This window comes from Streptomyces sp. NPDC043896 (assembly GCF_056435605.1).
The window spans coordinates 1-13,721 of sequence record NZ_JBWKEE010000039.1; the positions used below are offsets into that span (position 1 = coordinate 1).

Annotated in this window: 12 protein-coding genes; 4 read left to right on the forward strand and 8 right to left on the reverse strand. The window is 74.9% G+C overall.

Annotated features, from left to right (window positions below):
- Positions 1–233: 233 nt before the first annotated feature.
- From AC069X_RS35600 to AC069X_RS35610, 3 genes are all read right to left on the reverse strand, one after another.
- Positions 234–608: an RNA polymerase-binding protein RbpA gene (locus AC069X_RS35600; protein ID WP_007262928.1), complete on the reverse strand. Its 375-nt coding sequence runs from the start codon at positions 606–608 to the stop codon at positions 234–236.
- Positions 609–954: 346 nt separating this feature from the next.
- Complete coding sequence (locus AC069X_RS35605; protein WP_478735421.1) at positions 955–2,337, reverse strand: MFS transporter; 1,383 nt, start codon at positions 2,335–2,337, stop codon at positions 955–957.
- 67 nt (positions 2,338–2,404) lie between these two features.
- The gene (locus AC069X_RS35610) at positions 2,405–3,175 is read right to left on the reverse strand and encodes a glycerophosphodiester phosphodiesterase family protein (RefSeq protein ID WP_478735423.1); all 771 of its coding nucleotides are present in this window, start codon (positions 3,173–3,175) and stop codon (positions 2,405–2,407) included.
- Between the two features lie 219 nt (positions 3,176–3,394).
- Between AC069X_RS35610 and AC069X_RS35615 the strand changes: the two genes are divergently transcribed.
- Positions 3,395–4,897, forward strand: a complete 1,503-nt coding sequence (locus AC069X_RS35615) for an SCO1417 family PLP biosynthesis transcription factor (protein ID WP_478735425.1) — start codon at positions 3,395–3,397, stop codon at positions 4,895–4,897.
- A 25-nt stretch (positions 4,898–4,922) separates the two neighbouring features.
- Here AC069X_RS35615 and AC069X_RS35620 read toward each other — a convergent pair whose 3' ends face one another.
- Both AC069X_RS35620 and AC069X_RS35625 read right to left on the reverse strand, forming a co-directional pair.
- A complete protein-coding gene (locus tag AC069X_RS35620; protein WP_478735427.1) occupies positions 4,923–6,545 on the reverse strand; it encodes a hypothetical protein in 1,623 nt (540 codons plus the stop codon).
- A gap of 129 nt (positions 6,546–6,674) precedes the next feature.
- The gene (locus AC069X_RS35625; RefSeq protein ID WP_007262923.1) at positions 6,675–6,869 is read right to left on the reverse strand and encodes a hypothetical protein; all 195 of its coding nucleotides are present in this window, start codon (positions 6,867–6,869) and stop codon (positions 6,675–6,677) included.
- A 360-nt stretch (positions 6,870–7,229) separates the two neighbouring features.
- On the opposite strand from AC069X_RS35625, the gene AC069X_RS35630 reads away from it, so the two are divergent.
- Together AC069X_RS35630 and AC069X_RS35635 are read left to right on the forward strand one after the other, a co-directional pair.
- Positions 7,230–7,631 carry an ankyrin repeat domain-containing protein gene (locus tag AC069X_RS35630; RefSeq protein ID WP_478735429.1) on the forward strand — a complete coding sequence of 134 codons (402 nt, stop codon included), beginning with the start codon at positions 7,230–7,232 and terminating at the stop codon, positions 7,629–7,631.
- Positions 7,632–7,972: 341 nt separating this feature from the next.
- The gene (locus tag AC069X_RS35635) at positions 7,973–9,370 is read left to right on the forward strand and encodes a HEAT repeat domain-containing protein (RefSeq protein ID WP_478735431.1); all 1,398 of its coding nucleotides are present in this window, start codon (positions 7,973–7,975) and stop codon (positions 9,368–9,370) included.
- A gap of 364 nt (positions 9,371–9,734) precedes the next feature.
- On the opposite strand, the gene AC069X_RS35640 is transcribed toward AC069X_RS35635, so the two are convergent.
- From AC069X_RS35640 to AC069X_RS35650, 3 genes are read right to left on the reverse strand one after another with little or no spacing between them, the layout of a single operon-like run.
- A complete protein-coding gene (locus tag AC069X_RS35640) occupies positions 9,735–10,625 on the reverse strand; it encodes a 5-oxoprolinase subunit C family protein (RefSeq protein WP_478735433.1) in 891 nt (296 codons plus the stop codon).
- Positions 10,622–11,242, reverse strand: a complete 621-nt coding sequence (locus tag AC069X_RS35645) for a 5-oxoprolinase subunit B family protein (protein ID WP_478735435.1) — start codon at positions 11,240–11,242, stop codon at positions 10,622–10,624. Before AC069X_RS35645 ends, AC069X_RS35640 begins: the two co-directional genes overlap by 4 nt.
- Positions 11,239–12,018 carry a LamB/YcsF family protein gene (locus AC069X_RS35650; RefSeq protein WP_478735436.1) on the reverse strand — a complete coding sequence of 260 codons (780 nt, stop codon included), beginning with the start codon at positions 12,016–12,018 and terminating at the stop codon, positions 11,239–11,241. Before AC069X_RS35650 ends, AC069X_RS35645 begins: the two co-directional genes overlap by 4 nt.
- A 121-nt stretch (positions 12,019–12,139) precedes the next feature.
- Here AC069X_RS35650 and AC069X_RS35655 point away from each other — a divergent pair, with 121 nt between their 5' ends.
- Positions 12,140–13,645 (forward strand): hypothetical protein, encoded by a 1,506-nt coding sequence (locus tag AC069X_RS35655; protein WP_478735438.1) that lies wholly within the window; start codon positions 12,140–12,142, stop codon positions 13,643–13,645.
- Positions 13,646–13,721: the final 76 nt, after the last annotated feature.

Sequence of the window (13,721 nt, forward strand, 5' to 3'; positions counted from 1 at the left end):
GCGGTGAGTTCCTAGACAGCTCCCACCACACCGGAGGTCTTCGTCATGTTCAAGACCTGCCGAGTGTCAACAACGCTCGTGATCAATACACCTAGCGTCCGCCCGGGGGCCGTGTGGGGCCCCTCCAGGGCCCCCGGCCGTGCCCCCGGAGCCGGCGAAGACGCACCGACGACGCCGAGGGGCCCCGCCACGTCAGTGGCGGGGCCCCTCGGCTACTGCGCTGTGTCCGCGGGTCAGGCGGACTTGCGGCTGTCGCGCGGATGCACGGCAATGTTCATGGCGCCGGAACGCAGGACCGCCAGCCTCTCGGCCAGCACCTCCTCCAGCTCCTCGCGGGTGCGCCGCTCCATGAGCATGTCCCAGTGCGTTCGCGCAGGCTTGCCCTTCTTCTCTTCGGGCCCGTCCCCGTCCACCAGGAGTGCCATGGCGCCGCACGCCTTGCACTCCCACTCCGGCGGAATCTCTGCCTCAACCGAGAACGGCATCTCAAATCGATGTCCGTTCTGGCATGCGTACTCCACCGCCTGGCGCGGGGCCAGATCGATGCCGCGGTCCGTCTCGTAGCTGGTAACCACGAGCCGCGTACCGCGGAGAGCTCGCTCACTCATGAATCGTGCCTCCCGGGCTTGTCGCCCACAGGACAGGTGTCGCTGTCGTCGTCATCCGGTCAACGTCCGGTCGGCGGTATAGATTCCCGCTCCGGGTCATGCGTCGCCCGTCGTGCCGCCCCTTGTTGTACCCACCAGTGCCCGTTTTGTCACATCTGGCAGCAGATGTCACCCAACGTCTACACTTCTTCAGCGCGCAGTAACGGTCCGCCTGGCAGGCCAAAGGCGTACACTACCGGCCCTTTGCCGCAACGTCGAAATTCGTTCGGTATTCGTTCGTGAGTCCGGGTTTTCGACGGGCGGCGGACGGGCCGGATCCGGGCCCGCCCGGGCCCCGATCCGCGCTTCAGAGGCGTACGGGAACAGGATTGCCCGCCGCCTCCACCGCGCGCCGCACCGGCACCCTCGCCAGCAGCACGAAACCCAGTGCGAAGAAGACCACCAGCGAGATGATCGCGTCCCGGTAGCTGCCCGTGACCTGGTACGTCAGGCCGAAGACCAGCGGTCCCACCCAGCTCAGCCCCCGGTCGCTCATCTCGTACGCGGAGAAGTACTCGGCCTCCTTGCCCGGCGGCACCAGGTGCGAGAACAGCGAGCGCGACAGCGCCTGGCTGCCGCCCAGCACCAGCCCGATCATCGCGGCCAGTGCGAAGAACCACACCGGCGTCTTGGCCGGCAGGAAGTACCCCGCCGCCAGCGTCAGCGCCCACGCCGCCAGCGACCCGAGGATCGTCCGCTTGGCCCCGTACGTCCGCGCCAGCCGGCCCATCCCCAGCGCGCCCGCCACCGCCAGCACCTGGACCAGCAGCACCGCGCCGATCAGCGTGCCCTGCTCCAGCTCCAGCTCCTCCGAGCCGTAGACCGAGGCCTGGGAGATCACGGTCTGCACTCCGTCGTTGTAGATCAGGTACGCCAGCAGGAAGGACAGGGTGAGCGGATAGCGCCGCATGTCCTTGAAGGTGGCCACCAGCTGCTTCCAGCCGCTCACGGCCGGCGCCCCGCCCCCCTCCCGGACCACGGCCCGGTCCCGCAGCCGGCGCAGCGGGATCAGGGCGAAGGCCCCCCACCACAGGCCCGCCGAGGCGAGGCAGACCCGTACCGCCTCGCTCTCGGAGAGGCCGAAGGTGTCGTGGCCCAGGTAGAGCGCGAGGTTCATCACGAGCATCAGCGAGCCCGCCGTGTACCCGAAGGCCCAGCCCCGCGAGGAGACCGTGTCCCGCTCGTCCGGGGTGGAGATCTGCGGCAGGTAGGCGTTGTAGAGCACCATCGACACCGACAGGGACGCGTTCGCGACGACCAGCAGGAACCCGCCCAGCAGGTAGCGCTCACCGCCGAGGAAGAACATGCCCGCCGTCGCCGTGGCACCCGTGTACGCGGCCACCGCCAGCAGCGGCTTCTTGCGCCCCGTCCGGTCCGCGACCGCCCCCGCCAGGGGCATCAGCAGCACGGCGAGGATCACCGAGGCCGACACCGAGTACGCGAAGAAGGAACCGGCCCGCACCGGGATGCCCAGCGGGTGCACGTAGCCCTCGGCGTCCGCGGCGGCCTTGGCCACCGAGGTCAGATAGGGGCCCAGGAACACCGTCAGCACGCTCGCCGAGTACACCGACACGGCGAAGTCGTAGAAGTACCACCCGCGCTGTTCGCGCTTGCGCGCGGCGTCCGCCGCGGCGGACGGTCTGCCGTCCTCGGCCCCGGGCTCCGCCCCGTCCGTTGTCTGCGCGCTCATTCGAGAGCCCCCTCGCTGGTCCCCGTACCGCGCGGTCCCGGGGCGCCCGCGCGGCGGCCCGGCCGTGTCAGGCCCAGGCTCCGCGCCGGTCCAGCACCGTGCGCAAGATGTCGATCCGGTCGGTCATGATGCCATCGACACCCAGGTCGAGGAGAGCCTCCATGCGTTCCGGTTCGTTTACGGTCCACACGTGCACCTGGAGTCCCCGCTCGTGCGCGGTCCGTACGAAGCGCCGGTCGACCACCCGGATGCCCGCCTGGGTCTCCGGGACCTGAGCGGCCACGGCCCCCACCCGCAGGGCCGCCGGGATCGCGAAGGAGCGCAGCCGCAGCCCGACCACCCCGCGCACCCCGTACGAGGTCGCCAGCCGGGGCCCGGCGATCTTCTGCGCCCGGGCCGCCCGGCTCTCCGAGAAGGAGCCCACGCACACCCGGTCCCAGAGCCTGGCCCGGGCGATCAGGTTCACCAGCGGGTGCAGGGCCGACTCGTCCTTCAGGTCCACGTTCCAGCGGGCGTCGGGGAACTCCTCCAGCAGGTCCTCGAAGAGCGCCAGCGGCTCGGTCCCGGCCACCCGGGCCTCCCGCACCCGGCTCCAGGGCAGCTCCCGGATCCTGCCGCTCGTGTCGGTGACCCGGTCCAGGGTGGCGTCGTGGAAGGCCACCAGCTTCCCGTCCGCCGTCGCGTGCACGTCGGTCTCGAAGTACCGGTAGCCCGCCCCCGCGGCCCTGCGGAAGGCGGCCGCGGTGTTCTCCAGGCCGTCCGCGGCCCCGCCCCGGTGGGCGAAGGGGATCGGAGCCGGGTGGTCGAGGTAGGGGTGCCGGTGGCGTACGTGGGTCACGGCGGAAGTATGCCCCCTGCGTTCCGGCCCACGGGAGCGGCACGGGAGCGGGGACGTGGCCGCGGGGTGAACGCCCGTGTTCCGGACGCTCCCGAGGGCCCCTGAGTCACCCCCCTGGCCGGAAGGGACCGCGGCATGAAAGTCTTGGGCGGAACCAATCCAATACCGGCCCCGGAACCCGCTCGACGGGGCCAATTCGACGAAGGTGGACCGGACGCCATGGCTCAGTGGACCTCAGCGGTCGGTGCCGCGCAGCTCGCCCGGCTCATCGGCTCCCAGCAGGACCGGCCCGCGCCGCCCGGTGCCCGCAAGGCCCCCGCGTACCGCACCCTGGCCGACGGCATCCGGCTGCTCGTCCTGGAGGGCCGCGTGCCCGTCGCCGCCCGGCTGCCCGCCGAACGGGAGCTGGCCGTGGCCCTGGCGCTGAGCCGCACCACCGTCGCCGCCGCCTACGAGGCACTGCGCGGGGAGGGCTTCCTGGAATCCCGCCGGGGCGCGGGCAGCTGGACCTCCGTACCGGCCGGGAACCCGCTCCCGGCGCGCGGCCTGGAGCCGCTGCCGCCCGAGTCCCTCGGCTCGATGATCGACCTCGGCTGCGCCGCCCTCCCGGCCCCCGAACCCTGGCTGACCAAGGCCGTCCAGGGCGCCCTGGAGGAACTCCCGCCCTACGCGCACACCCACGGGGACTACCCGGCGGGCCTGCCGGCCCTGCGCCGGATGCTCGCCGACCGCTACACCGAGCGGGGCATCCCGACCATGCCCGAGCAGATCATGGTGACGACCGGGGCGATGGGCGCCATAGACGCCATCTGCAGCCTCTTCGCGGGCCGGGGCGAGCGGATCGCCGTGGAGTCGCCCTCCTACGCCAACATCCTCCAGCTGATGCGCGCCGCCGGGGCCCGCCTGGTGCCCGTCGCGATGGGGACGGGGCTGACCGGCTGGGACATGGACGTGTGGCGGCAGGTGCTGCGCGACTCCGCCCCCCGCCTCGCCTACGTCGTCGCCGACTTCCACAACCCGACCGGGGCCCTGGCCTCCGAGGACAAGCGCCGGGCGATGGTCGAGGCGGCCCGGTCCGCGGGCACCGTGCTGATCGCCGACGAGACCATGGCGGAACTCCAGCTGGACCCGGACCTCGCGATGCCCCGCCCGGTCTGTTCGTTCGACCCCGCGGGGTCCACCGTGATCACCGTCGGCTCCGCCAGCAAGGCCTTCTGGGCGGGGATGCGGATCGGCTGGGTCCGGGCGGCCCCCGACATCATCCGCAGCCTGGTCGCGGCGCGGGCGTACGCCGACCTCGGGACGCCGGTGCTCGAGCAGCTCGCGGTGAACTGGCTGATGCGGACCGGGGGCTGGGAGGAGGCCGTCGGGATGCGCCGCGGCCAGGCCCGGGACAACCGGGACGCGCTCGTCGCGGCGGTGCGCCGGGAACTGCCCGACTGGGAGTTCGAGGTGCCGGACGGCGGGCTCACCCTGTGGGCCCGGGCGGGCGGGCTGTCCGGGTCCCGGCTGGCCGAGGTGGGGGAGCGGGTCGGCGTCCGCGTCCCCTCGGGGCCCCGGTTCGGGGTGGACGGGGCCTTCGAGGGCTACGTCCGGCTGCCGTTCACGGTCGGCGGGCCGGTGGCCGAGGAGGCCGCCGCCCGCCTGGCGGCGGCGGCCCGGCTGGTCGCCACCGGAGCGGGCGGCAGCGGGGCGGAGCCGCCGCGCACCTTCGTCGCGTAGCCCGGGCGGGCGCGGGGAGGGCGGCCTACGGCGTCTCGGCGGGGACCTCCGGGATCTCCGAGGCGTCGATCGAGGAGGGCTGCGGCTGCACCTGGAGCGGCCTGGACGGGGCCGCCGGGCCCGCGCCGACCGGGCCGGGTGCCTGCCGCTCGGGCAGCAGGTCCAGCACCGCCTGGCGGTACGCGGGGTGCGAGGCGTCGTCGTACGGGTCCGGGGTGGCGGGCACCTGGAGCCGGTGCACGGGACCCGTGCCGAGCCGCGCGTACCCCCGGCCCGGCGGCAGCTGCGGGGGCGGGGTGGTGTGCGGGGGCAGCCCCAGCACGTCGGCGACCTGCTGGACGGGGGCCGGCCCGAGCACGACCCGGGCGCGGGTGTGCTGCCAGACGGCGTCGTTCAGCAGTTCCAGGTGGTCGAAGTGCTCGGCGACCACGACGGTGACGTGCGCGGCGCGTCCGTGCCGCAGCGGAACCTGGAGCTGGGCGAGGGGATCGGGACGCCCGTCGGCCGCCGCCAGGTGCGCGAGCACGCTGGGCCGGTCGAGCAGGATCCACAGCGGCCGCCGCGAGTCCTCGGGCGCCGGGCGCCCCGCCTCGCGCGCCCGGTGCGTGGCGATCAGGCGCCGCTCGGTCTCGTGCGCGGCCCACTCGACGGTGGCCAGCGCCCCGCTGGGGCCGCATTCGACGGCGAGGACCCCGGCGCGGCCGGTCAGGCAGGCGTACTCGCCGCTGCCGCCGCCCTCGACGATCATCACGTCGCCGCCCTGGCGCAGGGCCTGGAGGGCGATCGAGCGCAGCAGGGTGGAGGTGCCGCTGCCGGGCTGGCCGACGGCCAGCAGGTGCGGTTCGGCGGAGCGGGGGCCGGTCCGCCAGATGACGGGCGGCACGTCGGCCGGCTCCTCGCCCTCCAGCACGGGCACGGTGCGCCGCACGCCGCCGGGATCGGTGAAGCCGAGGACGGTCTCGCCCGGGGAGGTCACGAAGGGCTGGGCGGCGATGTCGGTGGGCAGCGCCGCCAGCACCCGCAGGTCGAGCTGGTTGCCCTCCTCGTCCCAGTCGAAGAGGTACTCCCGGCCGCGCCCGGACTTGGCGTGCAGCAGGGCCTCGATCCGGGCCCGGGAGGCGGTCTCGCCGTCGGTGAAGTAGGCCGGGTAGCGGATGCGCAGCCGGCTGACGCGGCCCGCCTCGTCGAACTCGTATCCGCTGAAGGCCTCCTCCCAGGCCCCGCCGTGCGCGAACAGCGGGCTGGGGTCCTCCGGCGCCGAGAAGTACGGCACGAGCGCCTCGTACAGCGAGCGCAGCCGTTCGGCCTCGGCGTCGCCCGGCCCGGACGCGGCCGGGGAGCGGTCGCGTCCGTGCCAGGCGGCCGCCGCCATGACGGTGATCAGGGCGGCGAGGGGGCCGTAGGGGACGATCGCGACCACGAGCACGCAGGCGGCCCCGAGGAACAGCGCCGGACCGCGCTTGTCCTTCGGGGTCGCGGCCCATCTGCGCCGCCCGGCGGAGGCCAGGACGCGCAGTCCGCGTCCGATGACGATCAGCGGGTGGAGCACGTCGGTGGCGTTGTCGGCAGCCGTGCGGGCGAGGTCGCGGCCCCGGGTGAGCGACGCGCTGCCGCTGCTGAGGATGCGGGGGAGTGGGCGCCGGGCCACGGTCGTCTCCTGGAGTCGTGGTGGTGCGGGACTGTGGCGTCAGGGCCCGGGCGCTGCGGGCTGGGCGGGAACCCAGGGGCCGAGGCCGCGGGCCCGATCGTGGGCCGTACGGGCCGGATCCGGGCGGGGCTAGAGCTTGATCCCGCCGAGCAGGCTCGCGAGGCTGGCCGTACTGGCCGTGATGCTCGGGGCGATGGCGGAGCCGGCCAGGAAGAAGCCGAAGAGCGCGCAGACGAACGCGTGCGTGAGCTTCATCCCGTCCTTCTTGAAGAACAGGAAGCAGATGATGCCGAGCAGGACGACACCTGAGATGGACAGGACCATGTGACGTACTCCTGATGAGTCGAGGCTCCTGGTGGGTGGTTACGGTCACCATCAGTTGTTCCAGGCTCACAGGAAGTATCAATGCGATAAAAGGTGCATACGGGTGAATCCTGGCTTTTTTCACTTGACCGGACGCTCTCGGCTGGCGCGCCCGGCGCCCTGGGTGTCGGCGGTGCCGACGCCAGGCATCCTTGCCTCGGACCGGCCCCGTCATGTGCCGCAGCGGGCGCTACCCTGGCGATTCACCCGTACGGACGCGGCGCCGTGCCCCGCGCTGCCCTCCCGGCCTGGGGAAACTCCTTCCGGAGGCGGGAGGGGCCCACGGCCCGGCGAGCCGGAGAACGAAAGGCGGTACGACCGATGAGCGAGCAGCAGGACGCCCCCGACGAGGACGTCGTCGAACTGGCCGGCAAGATCTTCGACCTCGCCCGTCAGGGTGAGGCCGCGATGCTGGCCGCCTACCTGGACGCCGGAGTTCCGGCCAATCTCACCAACGACCGCGGCGACACCCTCGTCATGCTCGCCGCCTACCACGGCCACGCCGAGGCCGTCACCGTCCTGCTGGAGCACGGGGCCGAGGCCGACCGCGCCAACGACCGCGGCCAGACCCCCCTCGCCGGGGCCGTCTTCAAGGGTGAGGAGGCCGTCATCCGCGCGCTGCTCGCCGGCGGTGCCGACCCCGCCGCCGGAACGCCCTCCGCCGTCGACACCGCCCGCATGTTCAACAAGACCGACCTGCTGGAACTCTTCGGAGCCGAGTAGTCCGCTTTTTCCCGTGCGCCGCCCGGCACGGACGGCCCCGCCACCTCACGGCTTGGTCACGGCGCCCTTAAATGTGGTCGCGGCGCACAAACCGCCTGGGTCATCATGGCGTCGGATTCGATTCGCGGACATGACGGACGGGCAGGAGCGGGCTGGACACGAAGGGTGTCCACACCCACCCCTGCCGCACCGGCCGCCGTGGTCGCGAAGCACCGACGAGAGTGAGAAGGCAATGGTCTACATCGAGCGGAACCAGACGGCGGACGTCCTCACATGCTGTTACGCGGCTCTGTGAATCCCGATTCCCGGTCGCGTCCCCAGCTTGATTTGAGGCCATTCCCATGTTCGAACCAGTCATAGCGCCGAGCGGCACCCTGCTCGGGCTCCTCCAGCGGGGCCGCGGCGACGGCACGCTGCACGCCCTCGCCGCGCCCAGGCCGGAGGCCCTCGCGGCACTCAACCAGTGCGTGCTCAGCGACCCGCGCCAGGACTGGCAGGTCGAGAACCGCTCCCTGTACTACGCACGCCTGTACCTGGACCTCGACGGCCCCCTCGGCGAGATCGAGGCCCACCTCTTCAGCGCCGACGACCTCGTCGACGAAGAGGACCACCGGACGGGCCTCGCCCTGTCCGTCCTCGGCCACCTGGCCTCGTACGGCCGCGACGACGCCCTCATGCTGCTGCGCCGCTACGCGGCCTCGGGGGCCAACTGGGCCTGGGCCCTCGACGAACTCGCCCTGCGCGACGACGACGCCGGACTGCGCTCCCTCGCCGCCCCCGTCCTCGCCCGCTTCCCGGCCACCGCCGACGGCGAGGCGCGGCTGGCCGCCGCCGTCCGCGACGCCTACGAGCCCCGCCCGTGGGCCCTGTGGGAGGAACTGCCCGCCTACGCGGAACGCCTGCGCGCGGCCCGCCGGCAGGGCTCCTTCGACCGCTGGCAGCGCCAGATGACCCCCAGCGGCCCCCGTCCCGGCTGGGGCGTCCAGGCCGTCTTCGACTGGGCCGCCGACGGGCTGCGCCGGGGCACCCCCCTGCACGTGCCCGCGGCGCGCTGCCTCGCCGCCGTGGCCGCACCCGAGGACCGCCCCGCCATCCTCGCGGCCGCCGCCGGAGCCTGCGGCGAAGCCGCCCGGGCCACCGCCCTGCACTACCTGGTCCTCGCCGAACCGGAGAACCCGGCCGTCCTCGACCTCATCGAAGCCGCCGGCGACGAACCCGCCGTGGCCGCGTACGAGCGCATGTGCGGCCCCGCCGCCGTCGAACGGGCCCGCCTGTGGGTCCACCGCCCCGACGCCCTCGGAGCGGCCGCCGCCGCCCTCCTCGCCGCCCTCGGCGGGGCCGACGACGCCGCGCTGGTCCTCGGAGCCCTCCGCAACACCGTCCGCGGCTCGGGCCCGGACTCGGTCCGCCTCTTCGCCCTGGTCGACGGAGCGGGCCGGCTCTCCATCGGCTGCGCGGCCCCGGTCCTGCGCCACGTCTACCGCGAGACGGCCTCCTCCCACCTGCGCGGGCGCGCGGCCCGCGCCCTGGCCGCCACCGACCCCACCTTCGCGGCGGGCTTCGCCGTCGAGTGCCTCTGGGACTGCGAGGAGACCACCCGCGAGGTCGCGGCCCGCCACGCCGAGACCGCCGACGCCCGCGTCGCCCCCCGCCTGCGCCGCCTGGCGGCGGACCCGGCGGAGGAGGAAGACGTCCAGTCGGCGGTCCGCAGCCGCATCACCCCGGAATCGGCGGTGTAGCCCCCGGGGCTCTGCCCCGGTCCCGGGGCTCCGCCGCCGGACGCGGTGGGCGCGGGTGCTGCCCGGCCGGGTGCGGGGTACCCGGTGTGGGCGGGCCGCCGCTGCGCGGGCTGGAATGTCGCTGCTTGAAATCCAGCCCCGCCGGCGTTTGAGGCGCGGGGGTGGGGGGGGGGAGCCCCCCCGAGGGGTCCTGGCGCAGCCCGGGGAACGGGCGAAGGGCGGGCAGGGGACCCCAGCCCTGCGCAGCGGCCCACCGCCGCACCCGACCCACCGGCCCCCGCCACGGGCACCGACCCCGCCCGGCCGGCCCACGGCCGGAGGCCGACGCAGCGGTGTGAGCGGCGCGTGAAGAAGGAGCGGCGCCTCAGTAAGGGACGAACCGCAGCCGGAGCCCGGGGCGGGCCTGCGCGGCGGCGTCGAGGGCGGGGCCCGGCGGGACCACCCCCACCACGGGGTAGCCGCCCGTCACGGGATGGTCGGCCAGGAACACCACCGGCAGCCCGTCCGGCGGCACCTGCACCGCCCCCAGCACCATGCCCTCGCTCGGCAGCTCCCCGCCCCGGGCGCGGGCCAGCGCCGGGCCCCCTTCCGTCCGCAGGCCGATCCGGTTCGACACCGGGGACACCCGGTAGGCCGAGGACAGCAGCGCGGCCAGCGAAGCCGCCGTGAACCAGTCGGCCCGCGGGCCGAGCCGCAGCGGGAGCACCAGTTCCGACGTCGGCGGGCCGGGGGGCGCCACGGCGTCCGCCCCCGGCACCGGATCCGGGCCCGGCGCGCCCACCGGCAGCACCGCCCCGGCCGCCACCACCGGCGGCCCGAGCCCCGACAGCAGGTCCGTCGCGCGGCTCCCCAGCACCGCCGGCGCAGCGATGCCTCCCCGCACCGCGACGTAGCCGCGCAGCCCGGACTCCGCCCGGCCCACGTCCAGCTCCGCCCCCGCGCGCAGCCACACCGGCGCACCCCAGGCCACCGGGCGCCCGCAGACGCGTACGGCACAGGGAGCGCCCGTCACCGCCACCGTCACCGGGGCCAGTGCGCGCAGCCGCACGCCGTCGAGGGTGGTCTCCAGGGTGGCGGCCCCCGCCGGGTTGCCGACGAGCCGGTTGGCCAGGGCGTGCGCGGCCGTGTCCAGCGCCCCCGACCGGGGGACGCCCAGGTGCGCGTACCCGGGCCGGCCCAGGTCCTGGACGGTGGTCAGCGCGCCCGCCCGCAGCACCAGCAGCCCGCCGGCGCCCCCGTTCACGCCCGCGCTCACGCCCCCGCCTCCTCGACGAACCGCACCCGCACGCCGGGCGCGAACAGCGCGGCCGGCTCCCGCGCCGGGTCCCACAGCACCGCGCCGGTCGACCCGATCAGCTGCCAGCCGCCGGGCGAGGAGCGCGGGTAGACCCCCGCGTACTCCCCGGCCAGCGCCAGCGACCCCGCCGGCACCGCCGTGCGGGGCGTCGCCCGCCGGGGCAGCCACAGCCGCTCGGGCAGCCCCGTCAGGTAGCCGAAGCCGGGCGCGAACCCGCAGAAGGCCACCCGGAAGACGATCCCCCCGACCAGCCCCGCGACCTCCCGCTCCGCGACGCCCCAGGCGCCCGCCACCTCCGCCAGGTCCGGGCCGTCGTACCGCACCGGGACGGTGACCAGCGGCCCCTCGGTCTCCGCGAGCGGCGGCACCTCCCAGCGCGCGATCCGCTCCGCCAGCACGCCCGGCTCCCGTACGCCGTCCAGCAGTACGGTCCGCGCGGCCGGCACGACCTCCCGTACGCCCCCCAGCTCGCCCGCGTCCCGCCGGCGCAGCAGCTCGGCGTGGAGCGCGGCCACCTCCCCTGCGGAATCCACCTCGACCAGCAGGGCCTCCCGCCCCACGACCAGGGACCTCACGCGAAGGCCTCCACCCGCACCCCGGCCCCCTCCAGCGCCTCCCGCACCCGCCGGGCCAGCACCGCCGCCCCCGGGGTGTCCCCGTGCAGGCACAGCGAGCGCGCGGGCACCGCCACCGGGGAGCCGTCCGAGGCCGTCACCGTCCGCTCGGCGGCCATCCGCACGGCCCGCCCGACCACGGCGTCCGGATCGTGCAGCACCGCCCCCGGCTCCCCGCGCGGGACCAGGGTGCCGAGCGGGGTGTACGCACGGTCCGCGAAGGCCTCCGGCACGGCCTCCAGCCCGGCGTCCCCGGCGGCCGCGAGCAGCAGCGACCCGGGCAGGCCGAGGACCGGGAGCCCGGCCTCACCGGCGGCCAGCCGGACCCCGGCGACGACGGCCGCGGCCTGGTCCGCGTCGTGCACGGTGCGGTTGTACAGCGCACCGTGAGGCTTCACGTACGACACCCGGGATCCGGCCGCCCGCGCGAACACCTCCAGGGCCCCGATCTGGTAGGCCACCTCGGCCGCCAGCTCCCCGGCCGGCACGTCCATCGACCGCCGCCCGAAGCCGGCCAGGTCCCGGTAGGAGACCTGCGCCCCGATCCGCACGCCCCGCTCGGCGGCCAGCCCGCAGACCCGGCGCATGATCGAGGGATCGCCCGCGTGGAACCCGCAGGCCACGTTGGCGCTCGTGACCACCGACAGCAGGGCCGCGTCGTCGGTCAGCGTCCAGCGTCCGAAGCCCTCGCCGAGGTCGGCGTTCAGGTCGATCAGAGGTGTGATCATGGAAGCCATGCGGTGAGCGTAGAGCAGCCCCGCGCCGCCCGGCCGCGCCGATCCGCCCCTCGCCGGGGACGGTCCGGCGGAAACCGTGCCGTTTGGGTTGTTGTCCGTGACACCGCCTACTCTTTCCGTCGTGACTCTCCCAGCCCCGGCGAAACCCCTTCCGTCCCCGGCGCCGGGCCCGGCCGCCGACGAGGGCCTCGCCCGGCGGCTCCGCGCCCTGGCCTGCACCGCCCCGCTCCACGACCTCGACGTCCGCAAGGCCAACCTGGCCGGCGAGTACGGGGTCTACGCGATGGCGGAGGTCGCGCTGTCCGCGATCGACCTGGTCACCCTCAACATGGACTTCGACACCGGCGCCGACCACGAGCAGATAGTGGTCCGGCTGCTGCCGCGCGTCGCCGCGCAGGCCCCCGAGCGGCCGGCCGCCGAGCACGAGCGGGTCGCCCGGTGGGTCCTGGAGAACCTGATCAACGTCGGCAGCGTGGACCGGGGCTTCCGCGCCATCTACGGCACCTTCGGCCCCGACGGGGTGTACGTCCGCCGGGACTACGACTTCAAGCTGGTCGAAGAGGTCCCCGGCCACGGCGGCGCGGTGTACCTGCGCACCACCGACGAGGCGGTCAACGTCCTCGTCGGTGCCCTCGACACGGACGTCACCAGCGCCCAGATCGCCGCCGAGGTCAAGCTGGAGGTGCTGATCAGCCGGGGCCGGCTGGCCGACGCCCAGCTCGCCGCCGAGCAGGCCCGCTACCGGACGGTCCAGTACGCCGAGACCCTGCGCCGCACCCTCGACGCCACCCGGCGCAACGTCCGCGCCGTGGACTGGCTCCAGGCCGTCCCGGACATGATCGCGGAGGCCCTCGACCACGTCGCCGACCGCTACCGGCACGAGAACGCGATCCTCACCAACATCCGCAAGGCCCGCGACGAGGCCGAGGACCCCGAGAACAAGCGCCGCGCCGCCGAGCTCGTCGACATCGTCAAGGACTGCATCCGCCGCCACACCCAGCTCCAGTCGCGGCTGCTGGACGCCGGCCCGCTCTTCCGCGCCGAGCAGGACCGCCAGGCCTTCGCCGCGCCCGCCCCGCGCTCCGGGATCGACCTGTACGGCCAGCTCGTCGCCCCCCTGCTGCCGCTCCCCGTGCACCAGGCCACCCGGGTCACCGACGCCTTCTTCGCCGCCGGCACCGGACTGCGCACCCCCGTCTCCGTGCGGATCGCCGACCTGGTGGACATCCTCCTCACCCCGCCCGTGGAGCGCGAGCACCTCGGAGCCGAGATGCCCGAGCCGGACCTCATCGCCACCCCGGACGACAGCCGCTTCAGCGAGGAGCAGCTCGCCGCCGCGACCCGGCTCCTGGACCTGCCGCACGACGCCCCGCGCCGGCTCTCCGGCCTGCTCGCCGAGGCCCGCCGCGAGGACCCCGACCTGCCGTACCTGGTGGCCCTGCTGGCCGTCCACGCGGCGAGCCCGGCCGTCGGCACGGCGTACCGACAGGGCGAGGAGCGGCTGCTGTTCGCGGTGGACGACGGCACACGGCTCGACGACCCGGAGTTCGGCGGCGCCGACCTGATCGTCGGCACGGCACTCCTGGACGCGGCGGGCATGGCCGCCGACCGCTCGGAGTCGGCATGACCGCGCCCGCGGGCTCGCCCGGACGGGCCCACGCCGCGCCCGGTGCGGGGCACGCGCCGCCGCCCCATGCCCGGAC